We start from the raw sequence: 17,950 nt of genomic DNA on the forward strand, positions 1-17,950 counted from the left end.
CGCCATCAGACCTGATTAAGCTCGCGCCCATTGCGTGATTCAAGCAGGAATCTGATGTGAAAATTGCCCATTTTGCCTCCCTCTCTTCCCTCGTCTTGCTGCTGGTGGCCGGTGTTCAGGCCACCGCGCTCTATCATGGCTGGCAACAATTCAACCACTCGGCCCAGGCCCAGCGTTTGCAGGAGCGCCTGCAACAGCAACTGAGCGGTCCGCTGCAGGGGGCGCTTCGCGACTATCTCGGCAGCGGGGATCCCCTGTTGCTGGCCCAGGCACAGGGGGTGCGCCAGCAGGCGCTGGCCCAGTTGTCCCGCCTGGAGGATCCCCAGACCCAGCCGCTAAACGCCCGGCTTGAGCAGATGAAAACCCGCATTGACGGCGACTATCTGGCGGCGGGCAAGCTCTCCGGCAACAGCCAGTGGTTGCTGCAAAATGCCGAGAACGAGTTGACCACCCAGGCCAAAGCCTTGCTCCGTTACGGCCAGCAGGGAGCAGCCGCCGGACGGGATCCGGTCCTTGCCGAGCAGTATCGCCAGGGGGCGGCCGACATCCTGACCGCCCTCCCCTCCCTCGCCCACCAGCGCCAGAACTACATGGAGCAGGCGAGTGCCAAGCGTCTCGAAGGGCTGCAATTCGAGCTGGCTGCCCTGCAAAAGCAGGCGGACGCCCTGGCCGCCCTGCCGAGCCTGGCACTTTTCGAGGAGGCACCGGCCGACGAATTCACCCTGGGAGAGCCGATACGCAAGGAGCTCGGGGATCAGCCCAAAGCCGAGCTGACCTCCCTGCTCAAGCGCTATCCCCAGGAGCTGGAAAACAGCCGCAAGGCGCTGCAGCAGCAGCAGGCCGCTCGTCAGATGGTGCAGCAGGACATCACCCAGCTGCTGCAAGCGGGGGAGCAATTGGGTGAACAACTCGCCGCCGCCCGTCAGACCATGAACCGGGAGCTGGCCACCGTGCTCGGCGTGCTGGCGCTCTGCCTGGTCGTGGTGGCGCTGCTGTTCGCCCTGGTGCAGCGTCGCTGGCTGGTCAGGCCCCTGCTGAAACTGCGGGCAGCCTTCCTGCAGCTCGACGCCACGGGTCAGGCCCAGCTACTGACCCCGGGGCGCGAGCGCAACGAGCTGGCGGACATCGTCGCGAGCTACAACCGCCTGATACAGCGCCTGCAACAGGATCAGCAGCAGAAAGAGGGCCAGCTATCGGCGGTGTCGCAAAGTCTGCAAGGGATGGTCAACCAGGTGCAGGAGATCCATCACAGCACCCGCACCACGGAGCAGGCGGTGGACGAGAGCGACACCATGATGCAGGAGCTCAACCAGCTCGCCAGCGAGGTGCACCAGGTCGCCGCCGAAATCGCCCAGCACGCCCAGCACAATGAACACTCCATGAGCCAGAGCGAGCGGCTGGTCGGGGGCATGCTGACGGCTACCGCCCAGACCGGGCTCGCCATCGACGAGAGCAGCGGCGCCCTGGCCCAGCTGACCCGCTCGGTGGAGGACGTGACTGCCATCGTCGACGTCATCGGCCATATCTCCCAGCAGACCAACCTGCTGGCCCTCAACGCCGCCATCGAGGCGGCCAGGGCCGGGGAGCAGGGACGCGGCTTCGCGGTGGTAGCCGACGAGGTGCGCCACCTCTCCGCCGACACCCAGCGCTCCCTCGGCCAGATCACCGAGATCCTGGCCAGCCTCACCCAGGCGGGGGATCAGCTCGCCACCGTGCTGGCCCGCATCACCGCAGAGGCCGCCGAGCAGCGCCAGCAGGCGGAGCAGCTGCGCCAGACCACCCTGACGGTGCGGGAGATGGCGCGCAGCACCGCCGTCATCGCCCTGCAAGGCGCCGACAATGCCAAGAGCCAGGAGCACAGGCTGGCGAGCTTCGCCGCCCTCATCGGTCGCATCAGCCAGCACGCCCGTCAGGGCAGCCGCCTCTCGGTACAGGTCTCGGAGCACATACACCACCAGGCCCAGCAGATCCCCCGTATCCTGAGCCAGACCTGATAACCCCCGGGCCTGGTTCGCACCAGACCCGGGGCGCGCTCCCTGTCAATCTCCCCGCGGCCCGGCCTTGCCGCAACCCTTCTCTTGATGCTCCCGTCACGTCTTCACGGGCGATGACGGGTTGCCTCATCCATTCAGTCACAGACTCCCTCACCCCTTTCACATCTCTGGTCCCCCTGTCTGTCGGGGCGACGGCTCACGCTCACGACAGTGAGCATCCGGCCGGGTCCATCTTTTTTTGTGATACAAAATTATATGTTGCCACCGGGTTAACAAAGAAAGTTCTGCCTTGATGACAAGATCTGCGCAGGAGAACGGTGAAATCACCATGAAAGCGCTGTCATTGCCGACATGAGTGGCCTGGGAGTGCCCACACCAAGAATCATGATTATTTGCACTCGGTCATATTTTTGAAACTTGGCGGGAACTTTACATTGATATTTCGCACCGCGAACGTACTCTTGGTGATGTCAGATCGCCAAGGATCGACAGCCAAAAAATAACGACTGTAACGATGCAGATAGCCCCGACCGATGCGCCAAGGCATCAGGCACAAGGGCTCGACAGAGAAACATTTTTTTGCCCTTCGGGGTGTTGATTGCAATGCCAATACCGAGCGGCGGGTGCCTACCCGGCTGCCGGATAAAAAAGCTAAGTCCATAAAATCAGGAGCAATAACAAATGGAAAAAGTGATCTTCAAGCGCGCCGCGTTGAGTGCTGCCGTGGTCGCGGCACTGGTCGCACCCGGCATGGCGTTCGCCGCTCAAGACATGATGAGCCCGGAATACGGCAAGTCCTACAGCGCCTTCATCGACGAAGGCAAGCTCACCGGTGGCCTGTTCTACTTCCAGCGTGAGCGTGATCGCGTCCAGGCCGGTCCGGGTCAGGATGGCAAATACCACTCCAACCTGAGCCATGCCACTACCCAGGCAGCCCTGAACTTCAACTCCGGCTATGCATGGGGTGTGGTCGGCGTCGACGTGGGCGGCTTCGGTGCCTACGATCTGGCCGTTGACGAGAGCAATGGCGTCAACGAAGAGAACGAGTTCTCCTTCTGGGGCGACAAGTGGGGTTCAGGTGGTGACGGCGTTCCCGAGAACGGCTTCAGCCTCTCCAACGCCGCCCTGAAATTCAAGTTCGGTGACGCCGTCACCGCCAAGGGTGGTTACACCCAGCTCTATGTACCCGGCATCCTCGGCGTCAACTGGTCCTATCAACCCGGTACCTACCGTGGTGGCCAGATCGAAGGCACCTTCGGCGGCCTCTACCTGACCTACGCCATCGCCGACGAGTACAAGGCTCCCTGGTTCAAGAACACCACCGGCTTCTCCAAGAGCAGCCCCTATGCCAGCGATCCCTTCACCGATGCGAACAAGATCGACTACATCCACGGTCTGGCCGCTCGCTACACCTTCGAGAACGGCACTGCCGTCACCGCCGGCTTCGGTCAGTCCGAAGGCTACATGGACAGCTACCACTTCAAGCTGGCCCACAAGTTCGACGTACTGGGTGGCCTGAACACCAGCTACCAGTTCTACGGTTCCGACACCGAGAACAGCGACTATGACGGCCTGGCCTGGCAACAAGCCCTGACCGCCAGCTGGGCAGCCGGCCCCTATGGCTTCCGTCTGGAAGGCCTGTGGACCAAGGCTGAAGGGGATCTGGGCAACTACCTGCCCCGTCTGACCCGCGGCTACGGCAACTCCCAGGGCGCGAACGAAATCTGGTGGGATTCCCGCTCCGACTGGAACCACAACGACGAGAAGGCCCTGTTCTTCGGCGTGACTCGTTCCCTGGATGATCTGGTGGGTGCACCGGGCTGGGGCGTGGGTGTCTCCGGTGCCTACGGCTGGGATGCCAACAACGGCGACAAGTCCCTGGAAGGCGGTAAAGAGTGGGCAGCCAACTTCGACGTCATGTACACAGTGCAGGATGGCAAGCTGAAAGGCACCCTGTTCAAGCTGCACTACACCGACTACAACAACGAACAGGACGACAAGGGCAGCTGGTACTACCCGAACATGTTCAGCTCCGAGCATGACGTCAAGTTCCACATCATCATGCCGTTCACCATCATGTAATCAGGCATCTGACGTGACCGAAAACCGGGCCTCTGGCCCGGTTTTGTTTTTGGTGGCACCACGCTACCATGCCAGCTTCGGGCCACCTGCCGGCCGTCAATCAGGACCATGCTCATGCCCCATCCCTTCGTGCTCGTCACCGGCTGCTCCAGCGGCATCGGCCTCGCCGCCGCAAGAACGCTCGGCGCCCGGGGCTTCACCGTCATCGCTTCCGCCCGCAAGGCCGAGGATGTGGCCCTGCTGAAGCAGCAGGGTCTGTTGGCGGTGCAACTGGATCTGGCGGACAGCGCCAGCATAGAGCGAGGGGCAGCAGAGGCGCTGGCCCTGGCAGAAGGGCGCCTCTACGGCCTCTTCAACAACGGCGCCTACGGCCAGCCCGGTGCGCTGGAAGATCTGCCCACCGAGGCGCTGCGCGAGCAGTTCGAGACCAACCTCTTTGGCTGGCATCACCTCATTCGCCAGATATTGCCCCCCATGCTGGCGGCAGGCGAGGGGCGCATCGTACAGAACAGCTCGGTGCTTGGCCTGGTGGCCATGAAGTATCGTGGCGCCTACAACGCCAGCAAGTTCGCGCTGGAAGGCTATACCGATACCCTGCGCCTGGAACTCGCGGGCAGCGGCGTGCACGTCAGCCTGATCGAACCCGGCCCCATCGACACCCGGTTTCGCGCCAATGCCCGGGAGGCCTTCCTGCGCCACATAGATCCCGCCACCAGCCGCCATCAGGACGCCTATGCCCAGACGCTGGCCAGGCTGGAGCGTGAAGGGGGTGCCCGGGGCTTTACCCTGCCAAGCGAGGCCTGCATCCCGCCGTTAGTGCATGCGCTCACGAGCAAGCGTCCCAGGCACCGCTACCCGGTCACCTTCCCGACCAAATTGTTTACCGTGCTGCGCCGCCTGCTGCCAAGCCGCTGGCTTGACAAGCTGCTGATCAAATCCGCCTGATAAAGAGGGCCCTCGGCGGGCCTCCTCTTGACATGCACCTGTCTTAGCAACGATGCCCGCTCAATAGTGCTGGCCGTTGCTGTAGTAGTGACTCTTGACGATGGGCAGCACCTGCACCACCACATAGGTCTGCTCCCCCAGCACCCCTTTCAGGTGGCGAGTGATGAGAGCTGCGGCGGCATCCTGCATCTCCTGCGGTCGCTCGAACCAGACCAGCTCCACGAAGGGGAAACCGGCTTCGGGCTGGCCATCTCGTACCCACTGGCTCGGCACGCACTCCAGGGTGACGAACTCCGGCTTGCCACCGGTCAGGGCGCAGAGATCCGCCATCAGGGGGGCGCTTATCCGCTGCAGGGTGTCGACAGAAACTGCCCGAAAACGAAGGTGGGGCATGGGAAACCTCTTGGCTGTGACAAATGAGGACTTATCATAGAGCACTCATCCCGCTCACATAAGGTGCCTCATGAGATTCCATCCCACGCTGCTCTCCTTCCTGCTCTGCCTGCTGCTGCCGCTCCATGCCATGGCCGATCCGGCCTTTTACCGCATCAACAAGGGCAACGAACAGCACTGGCTGCTGGGGTCCATCCACGCGGGCAAACCCTCTCTCTATCCCCTGCCGGACCCGGTGGAGCGCGCCTGGCAGCAGAGCCGCGCCCTGGTGATGGAGGTGGACATGACCCACATCAGCCAGGAGCAGTGGCAGGAGATGGGCGCCATCACCCGGCTCGTCGACGGCAAGACCCTCAAGGATCACCTGCCCATCGACCTCTACCGTCGCATCCTCATCGCCGCGGGCCAGAACGGTCTGAACGAGAGCATGCTGGCCCCGCTGCGTCCCTGGTTTGCGGCCATTACCCTGACCCAGGCGGCCCTGGAGCGCACCGGCTATCGCGGTGAATACGGTGTCGACCAGCACTTCGCCAAGCGGGCGAACGACGGCGGCAAGCCCATTGTCGGGCTGGAGACCCTGCTGGAGCAGCTCGGCTATCTCGCGAGCGTCGGCGACAACCAGACCCTGATGCTGGAGAGCACCCTGGACGAGCTGCCCGACATCCAGCAGGGGTTCGACGCCGTGATGACCGCCTGGCAGAACGGGGATCAGGACACCCTCATCAATCTGCTCAGGGAGGAGATGGCGCCGCCCAAGCTGCAAGCCTGGCTGGAACAGACCCTGCTGGCAGAGCGCAACCGCAACTGGGTCAAGAAGTGGCCCAGCCTGCCGAATGAGAGCTTTATCGTGGTAGGGGCCCTGCATCTTTACGGCGAGCACGGGCTGCTCGCCCTGCTGGAGCAGCAGGGCTGGCGCATCACGCCCCTCACCGAACCGACCCTGGAGAAGGCAAAATAGCGTCCAGGCCGGCGACCTGACGCGCCGGATGCGCGTCGGCTCACAGAATTCGCTGCCGATTAAATAACCAGAGAGGGAGTTGATCGAGATCATCCCCTCCCTCCTGAAGAGGTATCTATCATGCCTGTCACCGCCCAGTGACAGGAGTGAACGAGATGGAATTCTGGATGAACCTGATGTTCGGCAACAGCGTGGGGCTGATGTCCATGCTGGTGATTTTCGGCACCTTCCTGCTCATCAGCGCCTATGCGGTCTATTTCATCTACAAGGTGATGCACGCAGAGCCGCCCAAAGAGGGGCAATAACCAGGCTCGCTCAGACCGCCCTCCCCGGCAGGGCCGGGGCCCGCGAGCGTTGCCATTCTAAGGCCCACCAAGGCCCGCTATACTGGCTCCCTCATTTTCATGCGGGGAGCCTGCCGTGTCTCATAACGACGAACTCTCACTGTTCCTGCAGGAAGTGGCCGACGTGCGGCCCCTTCGCAGCGACCATATCGCCCCCGTTGCGGGCAACAGCCAGCCCACCGAGGCGCAACTCGCGCGCCGGGAAGCCGCCACCGCCGAACAACTCACCCTGGATCACCTCGGCACGGAAGCAGTCGAGATGCTGGACCCCCATGCCATCGTCGGCTTCAAGCGTGACGGCGTGCAGGAGGGGGTCTACAAGAAGCTGCGCCTTGGCAAATACGAGCTGCAAGGCTCCCTCGACCTGCACCACAAGACGCTCAACGAGGCCCGTATCGCCCTGGTGCAGTTCATTGCCGAATGCGAAATGCGGGATATCCGCTGCCTGCTGATCCTGCACGGCAAGGGGGAGCGCAGCACCCCGCGTGCCCTGCTCAAGAGCCATGTCAGCGCCTGGCTGCCACAGTTGCCTTCGGTGATGGCCATGCACAGCGCCGAGCGCCGCCACGGCGGCAGCGGTGCGCTCTACGTATTGCTGCGCAAGAGCGAGCGCAAGAAGGCGGAAAACCGCGAACGGCACCAGAAGCGCCTCGGCTGACTGCCTGAGGGTGGCACCAGGGTGGATGGCAGTGCTAGCATCGGGCGGCCCCGATCATGCCAGGTACGGGGTGCATACCATCAGGGACGATAACAAGGACAATCCCATGTCATACCAGAAACTCGAACAACATCAGCAACAACTGCACCGCCTCTCCCACCTCTCCGCCATCTGCGGCTGGGATCAGGCCGCCATGATGCCGGAGGGGGGCAACGAGGCCCGCGCCGAGGCGATGGCGGAGCTTGGCGTGCTGATCCACGGCAAGCGCACCGCCCCCGAGCTTGGGGAGTGGATAGCCAAGGCAGAGAGCGAACCGCTGGACGAGCACCAGCGTGCGAACCTGCGGGAGATCAAGCGCCAGTGGCAGGATGCAAGCCTGCTGCCGGGGGCGCTGGTGGAGGCGCTTTCCCTCGCCGGCAGCAAATGCGAGCACGCCTGGCGTCGCCAGCGCAAGGAGAACGACTGGGCAGGTTTTGCCCCGAACCTCGAGGAGGTGGTGCGCCTGTCGCGGGAGGTGGCTCGCCTGCGCGCCGACGCGCTCGGGGTGCGCCCCTATGACGCCATGCTGGCGCTGTACGAGCCCGGCATGACGAGCGCGAGGCTGGATCAGATCTTCGGCGATCTGACGAGCTGGCTGCCCGGCCTCATCCAGACCGTGAGCGAGCGGCAGAAAATCGAGACCATCCTCACCCCGCAAGGCCCATTCCCGATCCCAACGCAGCAGGCGCTCGGTCAGGAGGTGATGGGACTGCTCGGCTTTGATTTCGCGCACGGCAGGCTCGACGTGAGCAGCCACCCGTTCTGCGGCGGCGTGCCGACGGACGTGCGCATCACCACGCGCTACAACGAGCAGGAGTTCGTCTCCAGCCTGATGGGCATCGTCCACGAGACGGGCCACGCACGCTACGAGCAGGGCCTGCCGCGCGCACGGCTCGGCCAGCCGGTGGCCGAGGCGCGCTCCATGGGCATTCACGAGAGCCAGAGCCTGTTCTGCGAGATGCAGCTCGGCCATCACCCCGCGTTCCTCGCACTGATTGCACCGCGCATTCGCGCGCACTTCGGCGAACAGGCCGCGCTCGCACCGGCGAACCTCGAGAAGCTGTACAACAGGGTCGAGCCCGGCTTTATCCGCGTCGATGCGGACGAGGTCACCTACCCGGCCCACGTCATCCTGCGCTACGAGCTGGAGCGGGACCTGATGGAAGGGCGCATCGAGGTCGCGGACATCCCCGAGCTGTGGGACGCGAAGATGCAGAAGTGGCTCGGCTTGTCCACGAAGGGCAATTACCAGAACGGCTGCATGCAGGACATCCACTGGACGGACGGCTCGTTTGGCTACTTCCCGAGCTACACGCTCGGCGCCATGTACGCGGCGCAGCTGCGCTTTGCACTCGAGCGTGAGCTCGGCGACATGGGCACGCTCGTAGAGTCCGGCCGCCTGCCGGAGATCTTTGGCTGGCTCGGTCGCCATATCTGGTCCCAGGGCAGCCTGCACGGCACGGACGAGCTCATTCGCCGCGCGACCGGTGAGGCGCTCAATCCCCAGTGGCTGCGCAAACACCTCGAACAGCGCTACCTGAAATAACCGCTCCCGGGCGCGCCTCTCGTCGCGCCCGCTTTTCCCCTGCCCGACTATTTTTGCTATTCCTGTCCGTTTTTGGCTAGTCACCCCTCTCGCCCCCGCTTAGTCTCTGGGACATGCCCACAGCAACCCGAGCCATGCCATGATCACAGAGCCCCCGCATTCATCCCAACGGGACGAGATCATCCCGGGTCTCACCCGGGAGCAGTGCCACGCCGCACGCCTCGCGCGAGACGCGCGTTTCGATGGTCGCTTCTTCACCGGGGTGCTCTCCACCGGCATCTATTGCCGCCCCGTGTGTCCGGCGCGGGCACCGCATGAGCACAATGTGCGCTATTTTCGCTTCGCGGCGGCGGCAGAGCAGCACGGGCTGCGCCCCTGCCTGCGCTGTCGCCCCGAGCTCGCACCGGCCCAGAGCGGCGATCTGCCACCGCTCGTCGCCCAGGTGCTGGCGCGCATCGAGCGCGGCGAGCTGGCGGAGCACAGCCTGGGCTCCCTTGCAACGCAGGCCGGGATCACGGAGCGCACCCTGAGGCGCCAGTTCGAGCAACATCTCGGCGCCTCGCCGAAACAGGTGGAGCAGACGCGCCGCCTGCTGCTTGCGAAACGGCTGCTGACGGAGACGCGCCTGCCCATCACGGACGTGGCGTTTGCCGCAGGCTTTGCAAGCATTCGCCGCTTCAACGACGCCTGGCTGCAGGCGTATGGCATGACACCGGGCGCCCTGCGCAAGCAGGAAGGGGGCGCGCCGCAGGAGACACCGCAATCTAGCCTGCAACTGCACCTGCTGTATCGCCCGCCGTTCGACGTCCAGGCCATGCTCGCGTTCTACCGGTTGCGCGCCATTCCGGGGCTGGAGCGGGTGGATGAGCACGGTTACGAACGCCGTCACCGGGTCAGCGAGCAGGAGGGGCTCATCCGCATCGAGCCCGTCGAGGGGGAGAGGCTCAGACTCACGGTGCGGGATCTGCCGCCGGGTGCGCTGCCGGACATCCTGTACCGCGTGCGCCGCATGTGGGATCTCGACGCCGACATGGGCCGCATCGGCGAACACCTGGGGCAGGATCTGCTGCTCGCCGGCATCCAGGGGCGCTGGCCCGGGGTGCGGCTGCCGGGGGGGTGGGATGAATACGAGGTGATGCTGCGCGCCATCGTCGGCCAGCAGGTGTCGGTCAAGGGTGCCATCACCATCATGGGGCGCCTGGTGGCGCGCACCCAGGCGCAGTTCGGCACCGCGCAGCTGCCCACCCCGACCCAGCTGTGCGAGCTGGATCTTGACGGCATCGGCATGCCTGGCAGCCGCATCCGCACCCTGCAAGGGCTGGCCTCGGCGCTCGCGAGCGGCGCACTCACCCTCGCCACGGCAAGCGACGAGCAACTGCTCGCGCTGCCGGGCATAGGCCCCTGGACGGTCGCTTACTGGCGGCTGCGCTGCGGGCTCGACACGGATGCCTTCCCCGCCTCGGATCTCGTGCTGCAAAAGGCGCTGGGGGGCGGTAACAAGCTGCCGGTGAAAGAGGTGACAGCGCGCAGCGCCCCCTGGCAGCCGTGGCGCGCCTATGCCGCGAGCTGGCTGTGGCACGCCATGAGTGAACAACCGGCGCTGCTCACCCGGCCAACACAGACACAAGACGAGGAGAAGAGCCCATGATCCGCTATGACATGATGCCCACCGACCAGGGCGAACTGCTGGTCGCCATCGACGAGCGCGGCCTGGTCCATGTGGATTTCCTGGCCGGACTGCGGCCGCTGCCCGACATGCAGGACTGGCAGCAGGACGGCGAGGCGCTCGCCCCCTTCCTCGCCGAGTTTCGGGACTACTTCGCGGGCCGGTTGCAGCGCTTCACCCTGCCGCTCGCCCCCAGGGGCACGGCGTTTCAGCAAGCGGTGTGGCAGGCGCTGTGCGACATCCCCTACGGGGAGACCCGCAGCTACGGCGACATCGCCCGCTCCATCGGCAAGCCAAACGCGGTGCGGGCGGTGGGTGCCGCGAACGGTCGCAATCCGCTCTCCATCATCATCCCCTGCCACCGGGTGATCGGCCAGAATGGCAGCCTCACCGGCTATGCGGGAGGCCTGCCCATCAAGCAGGCACTGCTGACGCTGGAGAGGGCCTCTCGTTGATCTGGCGCAGCCCGGCCAGGGCTCACTGCCGCTGCGCCAGCCAGCCGTGAAACCCCAGCGCCTGAAAGAAGCGGTGCGCCGCCGCGAAACCGGCCCCTTGCAAGAGGCGCCGGGTCTGTCCCTCGTCCAGGGAGGTGAAATCCTCCCCGAGGCGGCGCACCATCTGCTCGCAGGCAGGAAGCGGCAAACCGGCGAGGGCGGCTTGCAGCCCCATCGCCTTGCGCTCGAGCGGGTCCGTGGGCGCCATCAGATCCGCCAGCAGCAGGGGAGCGCCAGGATTGAGCTGGCGATAAATATCACCCAATAGCGCAGCTTTGGAATCTTGCGCCATAAAATGCAGCACCAGCAGACAGAGTGCACCATCGCAAGGCTTATCCACCACAGGCAATGCGCCCAGGTGCCAGCACACCCTCTCCCCCATGCCCGCCTGCTCGGCCCGCATCCTGGCCTGGGCCAGCATGTCCGCCGAGATATCCTGGGCCACAAAGGTCCAGCGGGGGCAGAGACGGCCAAGCAGCAGCAACTCGCTGCCCGTGCCCACCCCCACCAGCAGCACCCGGGCCTGCTGGCCCAGCGCGGCCATCAGCCGGGAGGCACAAAGCTGGTGCAGCAGCTCGTAGCCTGGCACCAGCAGGGGGATGCGGCTGTCATAGGCCTTCGCCCCTTCTCCTTCGAATCGCTCCGTCATCTTTTGCTCCTTTGGTGTGAGCCCCCTTGATAGGGGCTGCCGCCGGGAGAAGGTCAAGAGCCACAGGGGCGAGCCAGTTGCCAGCCGTTCTCATGAAGGGAGGGCCCTAGCCCCCCTTGCCCAGCGCCGCTTTCAGAGCCGGATTGAAGACGCGCTGGAGGGAGGCGGGGTTGTTCACCAGCTTGGCCGCCGGGCGGCGCGGGCGCCTGACCAGCTCGCCGCCACAGTTGGGGCAGGTCAGGTGCAGATACTGATCGTTGCACTCGGCGCAGAAGGTGCACTCGAAGGAGCAGATGTAGGCCGTCGCCGTGTCGGCGGGCAGATCCCGGTCACAGCACTCGCAGTTGGGTCTGAGTTCAAGCATGGCAAGATCCTGATGCACAAGGGGAAGCGGGAAAGAGGGCGGCTCAGTCGACGATAAAGAGGCGAGCGCCCAGTTCGGTATAGGAGCGATGGGGTTCGGCGTTGTCCGCCACCTGGTAGCTCATGCCCGGCGTCAGGGTGAAGACGCGGCCATCCTGCAACTCGGTGTGCAGCTCCCCTTCGAGGCAGAGCAGCACATGGCCCTTGCTGCACCAGTGATCCGCCAGATACCCGGGGGAGTACTCCACCATTCGCACCCGCAGATCCCCGAACTGCCGGGTGTGCCAGCGGGCGACGCCGCGCTCTCCCTTGTGTTCGGTCGGCGGGACCTCGGCCCAGTTCGTGGTGCAAAACGGCAGTGCATTGATGTTCATGACGGATCCTTTGTCAGAAGAAGGCTGGGGGAAGGCGCCTCACCACGGGATATCCGTGACAAGGCCGCGCCCCATACTGCCATCAAATCCGCTCCAGCCCCATGCCCACACGGGCAATCATCCCCTCTTCAGGCTGCCCATCACCTGCATCTCGCAGCGGTGGCAGTCAAAGCGCAGGCGGAAACTCTCCTTGCCCATCTTGAGCTCCAGGGGCTCGGCCTTGAGACCGGGCACCTCCTTGGGGCAGATCTGCTGGCTGTAGCGGATGCAGTGCTTCGTTGTCATCAGCACCACTTCCCGCTCCTCCTTGTTCGCCTCATACGCGGGGGCGATGCTCCCCACCCCGTGTTCGCGAAAGAACTGCTCCGCCGCGCTGTTCAGCACGTTGCCGAGGTAGGAGAGCCGATGCTGGGGATAAACGGCGCCTCGCAGGGGAATGCGCCGCTCGGGTCGCCGGTAGGCAGCCAGACGGGCCGCCTCCAGGGCGGCAATGCCGTCCCGGCGCAATCCGTTAAGCTGTGAAGCCGCAATAAACAGCGGGCGAGTGAATGCCAACTCAATCTGGCGAGCCACAAACAGGGTGTTGCCGAGTTTGCCGAGCTGATCCCTGGCCTGTTGCAGCGCCCGTTCCGGGTTGTCCGCCGGCTGCTGGTCGCAGGGGAGCGTGACGGCGGCGCCAATGCCCTGCTCGTCGGTAAGCGTGAGCCGCAGTCCCTCGTCGCACTCCGATAGCCGCATATCGACCCGGATGCGGCGATCCGCGCTCCCCTTTTCGAGCTGCTTGCTGAAGGCCTGATCGTGGTTGCGAAAGATCTCGGTGCCCACCTTGAGACCGGGCATGGGTTCCGACAGGAGTAACCGCTTGCTCTGTGCCTTCTCTTCCACTTTATTGAGGCGCATGCCCACCAGCTCGCCCCCCGGCTTGAAGAAGCCGAGGCCATCGCCGTTGTTGAGGGCAACGGCCTGGCCGTCGATCTCGATGCCATCGCGGGTCACGCTGGTGACGCGCCCGAGCGGCTCCCCGACGTATTTCGGGCTGCGCGGCGAGTCGATGCCTGGCTGTCGGCCATGGAGGAAGTAGTCGGTGCTGCCCCGGTTGAAACTCTTCTTGGGATCCGGCGTAAAGGTGTAGCTGCAACGACCGGCGGAAGCGGCCACCAGATCGGGGCGGCTCGCCAGGATGGAGTCCAGCTTCTGGCGATACCAGGCGGTGACGTTCTTGACGTAGTCGAGCCCCTTGAGGCGCCCTTCAATCTTGAAGGAGCGGACCCCTGCGGCGATCAGCGCCTCCAGGTTGTCGGTCTGATCCATGTCTTTCAAGGAGAGCAGGTGGCTGTTTTCCACCAGCACCTCCCCCGCCGGCGTTTGCAGGGAACAGGACAGTCGACAGAGCTGGGCGCACTCGCCGCGGTTCGCGCTGCGCCCGGTGCGGGCGTGGCTGATGTTGCACTGGCCGCTGTAGGAGACGCACAGGGCGCCGTGGATGAAGAACTCCAGCTGCACGCTCGTGGCGGCGCTTATCTCGCGGATCTGCGCAAGGGAGAGCTCGCGGGCCAGCACCACCTGGGAGAAGCCCACGTCCTGCAGAAACTTTACCTTTTCCGGGGTGCGGTTGTCGGTCTGGGTGCTGGCGTGCAGCGCGATGGGGGGCAAATCGAGCGCCAGCAGTCCCATGTCCTGCACGATCAGCGCATCGGCCCCTGCCTCGTAGATCTGATGGGTCAGGCGCCGGGCCTGCTCCAGCTCGTGGTCGTGCAGCAGGGTATTGAAGGCGACGAAGACCTGGGCGCCGAAGCGGTGGGCATGGCGGGCCAGGGCCTCGATGTCCTCGAGGCTGTTGCCCGCCGCGCTGCGGGCACCGAAGGCAGGGCCCCCCATGTAGACGGCATCGGCGCCGTGGTTGATGGCCTCGATGCCATAGGCGAGGTTCTTGGCCGGGGCCAGCAACTCCAGGCGGTTGTGATGGTTTTGATCGCGCATAGCGTCCGGTTCGAAGGGCTGCAAATGGCCGCCACTCTAGCCAGACTCCCCGCCCCCCGCCTTGATCCCGCTTAAGATCACCGCAGAATGCAGGATTGACCCGGTACAAGGACATCTGGCTGCCCCTCATCCCCCGGCCCTGAGAGAGTGCCGACTACGCTGGCACCCGACGCGGAGCTAGATCACGACCTTGAGGGCCAGCCCCAGCAGCACCAGGCCGCTCACCTTGTCGATCACGGTGGATTTGGCCTTGAGCCAGGCGAGTACGGGCCCGCGAGAGAGCACCAGGGCCACCAGCACATACCAGAGCGCATCGATGCCGCCTGCGGTCAGCATCATGATGCCCCCCTCACGCCAGCCGGTGTCGGCGTGCACGAACTGGCTGAACAGGGCGATAAAGAAGATGGCGAGCTGGGGGTTCAAGAAGGCCACCATAAAGCCCTCGAACGCCCCTTGACGTCCCCGTGGCGGGTGCCCCTCTTCCTTGCCTGCCTCCCCCCCAGCGGGCCTGGCCAGCAACGCCTTGATCCCGAGCCAGGCGAGAAACGCCGCGCCGCCGTAGCGGATGAGATCGAACAGCAGCGGGGTCTGGGTGATCAGGATGGCGAGGCCGAGGGCCGTGATCAGCGCATAGATGCCCACTCCCAGGCCGTGGCCCAGCGCCGTGGCAACCCCGTGGCCCTGCCCTCCCTGCACCGTATTGCGGATGATCAGTGCCAGGCTCGGCCCCGGGCTGATGGCCCCCATCACGCAAATGGCGGCCAGCGCCAGCCAACTCGTCAGCTCCATACCTTCTCTTCCTTCGTGTCGATTGTTGTCACCCGGGATCAGGGTAGGGGGTGGCTCGCTATGCCAGAAGTGAAAGTTATGAATAGAGTCCATAGCCAGTGGTTATAGAGTGGCACAACCCGCTGCCATCAATGGCCCGCCTGCGACCCTCCAGCCAACTGCTTGCGACTCTCCCCCAGGGTGAATTGCAGGTGATCCCGCAGGAAGGGATAGGCCAGCTCGCGAAACCAGCGGTGAGCCGGATCCAGGTGGTGGCGCTGGTGCCACAGCAGATGATACTGCTGGACCCGGGTGGCGAAGGGGAGATCGCAAAAACTCAGGGCATGTTCCCGGGAGAGCTGCCAGGCGATATGGGCCGGGGTGGTCATCAGACAGTCTGTGCGCAGCAGCACCTCCACCGCCGCCTGGAAGAAGGGCACCCGGGCAAACCAGCGGCGGGAGAGCCCTCGGGGGGCCAGCACCTGCTCCACCGGGCTGTCCTTGTCCCCGCCCCCGCTCACCTGCAGGTGGGGCCAGGCGAGGTAATCCTCCAGGCTGAGCGCCATGTCAGAGAGCGGGTGATGGCGCCCCATCAGCACCACCAGCCTGTCCTCCCCCTGATGCAGGCCGCGGATCTGGTCCGGCACCAGCTCCGTGATGGTGGAGACCATGTCCAGCTCCGATTGCCAGAGCTGGGGCAACTGGCGCTTGTCCCACAGGCTGTACTCCAGCGCCGCCCGGGGGGCGGCCCTCGCCAGGGCCGCACAGATGTCCGGCAAGATGTGCTGGGCCACATAGTCGGAGGAGGCGAGCCGAAACACCCGCTCGCAGCGCTCGGGGGCAAATTCCGGCGCCTCGTAGAGCCGCTCCAGGGCCCCGAGGGAATCGGCAAGCTGGGCCGCCAGGGCCTCGGCCCGCGGGGTCAGCAGCCAGCGCTGCCCTTCCCGCACCAGCAGCTCATCGCCAAACTCGCTGCGAAGCTGGCCGAGCTGCTTGCTGATGGAGGGCTGGCTCAGGTTCAGCAGCTCCGCCGCCCGGCTGATGTTGCGGGTCTCCAGCAGCACCTTGAGGGTGGGCAAGAGATTGAGATTTGCTTTGTGCACAGGAGTCACCTCGGGAAGGGGTCGCCGGGATCGGGCCTTCATCTTACGGCAAGGAGAAGCGGAAATTTAAGCAAAATCACGGTCTTGCTCCCGCCACTCCCCTTACACTGGGGGGACCGCAGGATGACAGTGAACGCCCCGTGCGGCATAATTTCGCCACTTTCCGCCCCAGGGCGGCCATCACGACAAGCGACGACAAGATGACATACGCCACTATCACCGGGTGGGGAAAATGCCTGCCCCCCGCCTCGCTGACCAACGATGACCTCGGCACCATCATGGATACCTCGGACGAGTGGATCTACCCGCGCACCGGCATCAAGGCCCGCCGGGTCTCCCATGTCAGCACCCAGGCGCTCGCCACCCTGGCCGCCCGTCGCGCCCTGGCGTGCGCAGGTCTGGACGCCGCCGCCCTCGATGGCATCATCCTGGCGACCGCCACACCGGGCACGCTGGTCCCCAATGGCGCCTCCGCCGTGCAGCAGGCCCTCGGCGCCCACAAGGCGGCGGTGTTCGACCTCAACGCCGCCTGCACCGGCTTCGTCTATGCCCTCTCGGTCGCCACCTCCCTGGTGCAGACCGGCATGATGCAAAGGGTGCTGGTGATCGGTGCCGAGCGGCTGACCCAGTTGCTGGACTGGGCCAAGCGCGACACCGCCGTGCTGTTCGGGGATGGCGCAGGCGCCGTCATCATCGAGGCGAGCGAGCAGGAGAGCGGCCTGATTGCCAGCAAGCTCGGTTGTGACAGCGAAGCGCGGGAGATACTGCACGTGCCGAACTTCGGTACGGATCGGGTGCGTTTCGCCGACATTGACGGCCTCTTCACCTTCAACTTCGAGGGGCAGGAGATCTTCAAGCGCGCCGTGCGCGGCATGGGCGAAGCCACCGGCACCGTACTGGCCCAGGCCGGCATCGCCCCCGAGCAGATCGACCTCATCGTGCCGCACCAGGCGAACGTGCGCATCATCGAGACCCTGGCCAAGCGGATGAACGCCCCCATGGAGAAGGTGATGGTCAACATAGAGCAGTACGGCAACACCTCCGCCGCCACCGTGCCCATCGCCCTGTGCGAGGCGCTGGAGCAGGGTCGGGTCAAGCCGAACAGCTACCTGCTGACCGCCGCCTTCGGGGCCGGGCTGACCTGGGGCGCCGCCCTCATCAAGTGGGGAGACCGCGTCACCCCGATCGCGAGTTGCGACGAGGTGCTGCCCCCCTGCGAGCAAAGCGCCCTCGAACTCATCGCCCATGCGGTGCAGGGTTGCCAGCAGGCCCGCCCCGCCGACGCCTGAGCGAGCGCCAGCGCCCCATGATCCGCCAGGAGTCCCGTGGCTCCTGGCTGCCAGCCCCCCTACGTCCCCTCGCCGTTTCGGCAGCGACATAAAAGTCATTGAAAAGTGTGAATTTTGAGCGAAACATATCAAAAAATGACCACTTGACACTTTTTTGTCGTCAGAATGCGGCCAAGGGGTTCACAACCTTGCCGGATCTGGTAGTATGCGGCCTCGCACTTGGGGAGGGGTTCCCGAGCGGCCAAAGGGATCAGACTGTAAATCTGACGGCTCTGCCTTCGAAGGTTCGAATCCTTCTCCCTCCA

The 17,950-nt window shown here is 64.9% G+C and carries 17 protein-coding genes and 1 tRNA gene; 11 read left to right on the plus strand and 7 right to left on the minus strand.

All coding sequences use genetic code 11. The features are described from left to right. Positions 1-56 precede the first annotated feature (56 nt). The 3 genes from AB5Y93_RS15085 to AB5Y93_RS15095 all read left to right on the plus strand — a co-directional run bounded on the left by AB5Y93_RS15085 (position 57) and on the right by AB5Y93_RS15095 (position 5,021). On the plus strand, positions 57-1,994 hold the full coding sequence (locus AB5Y93_RS15085; protein ID WP_368229736.1) for a methyl-accepting chemotaxis protein: 1,938 nt from the start codon (positions 57-59) through the stop codon (positions 1,992-1,994). Between the two features lie 681 nt (positions 1,995-2,675). Then, the gene (locus AB5Y93_RS15090; RefSeq protein WP_010673291.1) at positions 2,676-4,076 is read left to right on the plus strand and encodes an OprD family outer membrane porin; all 1,401 of its coding nucleotides are present in this window, start codon (positions 2,676-2,678) and stop codon (positions 4,074-4,076) included. A 114-nt stretch (positions 4,077-4,190) separates the two neighbouring features. After that, positions 4,191-5,021 (plus strand): SDR family oxidoreductase, encoded by an 831-nt coding sequence (locus AB5Y93_RS15095; protein WP_368229737.1) that lies wholly within the window; start codon positions 4,191-4,193, stop codon positions 5,019-5,021. A gap of 60 nt (positions 5,022-5,081) precedes the next feature. Here AB5Y93_RS15095 and AB5Y93_RS15100 read toward each other — a convergent pair whose 3' ends face one another. Next, on the minus strand, positions 5,082-5,414 hold the full coding sequence (locus AB5Y93_RS15100) for a DUF1904 family protein (RefSeq protein WP_041214640.1): 333 nt from the start codon (positions 5,412-5,414) through the stop codon (positions 5,082-5,084). Between the two features lie 70 nt (positions 5,415-5,484). Here AB5Y93_RS15100 and AB5Y93_RS15105 point away from each other — a divergent pair, with 70 nt between their 5' ends. From AB5Y93_RS15105 to AB5Y93_RS15130, 6 genes are all read left to right on the plus strand, one after another. Next, complete coding sequence (locus AB5Y93_RS15105) at positions 5,485-6,372, plus strand: TraB/GumN family protein (RefSeq protein WP_368229738.1); 888 nt, start codon at positions 5,485-5,487, stop codon at positions 6,370-6,372. Between the two features lie 155 nt (positions 6,373-6,527). Beyond that, a complete protein-coding gene (locus AB5Y93_RS15110) occupies positions 6,528-6,677 on the plus strand; it encodes a DUF3149 domain-containing protein (protein WP_010673287.1) in 150 nt (49 codons plus the stop codon). Between the two features lie 115 nt (positions 6,678-6,792). Continuing rightward, positions 6,793-7,374: a DNA endonuclease SmrA gene (gene smrA, locus AB5Y93_RS15115; RefSeq protein ID WP_268451820.1), complete on the plus strand. Its 582-nt coding sequence runs from the start codon at positions 6,793-6,795 to the stop codon at positions 7,372-7,374. A gap of 106 nt (positions 7,375-7,480) precedes the next feature. Further along, positions 7,481-8,959, plus strand: coding sequence for a carboxypeptidase M32 (locus AB5Y93_RS15120; protein ID WP_368229739.1), 1,479 nt, complete (start codon positions 7,481-7,483; stop codon positions 8,957-8,959). Between the two features lie 139 nt (positions 8,960-9,098). Further along, entirely contained in the window at positions 9,099-10,607 is a 1,509-nt protein-coding gene (locus tag AB5Y93_RS15125; RefSeq protein ID WP_368229740.1) for an AlkA N-terminal domain-containing protein, read from the plus strand. Further along, positions 10,604-11,080, plus strand: a complete 477-nt coding sequence (locus tag AB5Y93_RS15130) for a methylated-DNA--[protein]-cysteine S-methyltransferase (RefSeq protein WP_368229741.1) — start codon at positions 10,604-10,606, stop codon at positions 11,078-11,080. The genes AB5Y93_RS15125 and AB5Y93_RS15130 overlap by 4 nt, the downstream gene beginning before the upstream one ends. A gap of 22 nt (positions 11,081-11,102) precedes the next feature. Here AB5Y93_RS15130 and AB5Y93_RS15135 read toward each other — a convergent pair whose 3' ends face one another. The 6 genes from AB5Y93_RS15135 to AB5Y93_RS15160 all read right to left on the minus strand — a co-directional run bounded on the left by AB5Y93_RS15135 (position 11,103) and on the right by AB5Y93_RS15160 (position 16,356). After that, entirely contained in the window at positions 11,103-11,768 is a 666-nt protein-coding gene (locus AB5Y93_RS15135) for a class I SAM-dependent methyltransferase (protein WP_324046488.1), read from the minus strand. Between the two features lie 106 nt (positions 11,769-11,874). Beyond that, complete coding sequence (locus AB5Y93_RS15140; protein ID WP_010673281.1) at positions 11,875-12,132, minus strand: DUF1272 domain-containing protein; 258 nt, start codon at positions 12,130-12,132, stop codon at positions 11,875-11,877. Positions 12,133-12,175: 43 nt separating this feature from the next. Further along, positions 12,176-12,505 carry a DHCW motif cupin fold protein gene (locus AB5Y93_RS15145; RefSeq protein WP_041995799.1) on the minus strand — a complete coding sequence of 110 codons (330 nt, stop codon included), beginning with the start codon at positions 12,503-12,505 and terminating at the stop codon, positions 12,176-12,178. 117 nt (positions 12,506-12,622) lie between these two features. Next, the gene (locus AB5Y93_RS15150) at positions 12,623-14,485 is read right to left on the minus strand and encodes a U32 family peptidase (RefSeq protein WP_368229742.1); all 1,863 of its coding nucleotides are present in this window, start codon (positions 14,483-14,485) and stop codon (positions 12,623-12,625) included. A gap of 177 nt (positions 14,486-14,662) precedes the next feature. After that, positions 14,663-15,274 carry a LysE family translocator gene (locus AB5Y93_RS15155; protein ID WP_039041052.1) on the minus strand — a complete coding sequence of 204 codons (612 nt, stop codon included), beginning with the start codon at positions 15,272-15,274 and terminating at the stop codon, positions 14,663-14,665. Between the two features lie 128 nt (positions 15,275-15,402). Continuing rightward, on the minus strand, positions 15,403-16,356 hold the full coding sequence (locus AB5Y93_RS15160) for a LysR family transcriptional regulator (RefSeq protein ID WP_368229743.1): 954 nt from the start codon (positions 16,354-16,356) through the stop codon (positions 15,403-15,405). 200 nt (positions 16,357-16,556) lie between these two features. On the opposite strand from AB5Y93_RS15160, the gene AB5Y93_RS15165 reads away from it, so the two are divergent. Further along, positions 16,557-17,645 carry a ketoacyl-ACP synthase III gene (locus tag AB5Y93_RS15165; RefSeq protein WP_042880524.1) on the plus strand — a complete coding sequence of 363 codons (1,089 nt, stop codon included), beginning with the start codon at positions 16,557-16,559 and terminating at the stop codon, positions 17,643-17,645. 223 nt (positions 17,646-17,868) lie between these two features. Then, positions 17,869-17,950 (plus strand) — tRNA-Tyr (locus tag AB5Y93_RS15170).

Source organism: Aeromonas sp. R10-1, assembly GCF_040908465.1.
In the GTDB taxonomy this organism is placed as follows: domain Bacteria; phylum Pseudomonadota; class Gammaproteobacteria; order Enterobacterales; family Aeromonadaceae; genus Aeromonas; species Aeromonas caviae.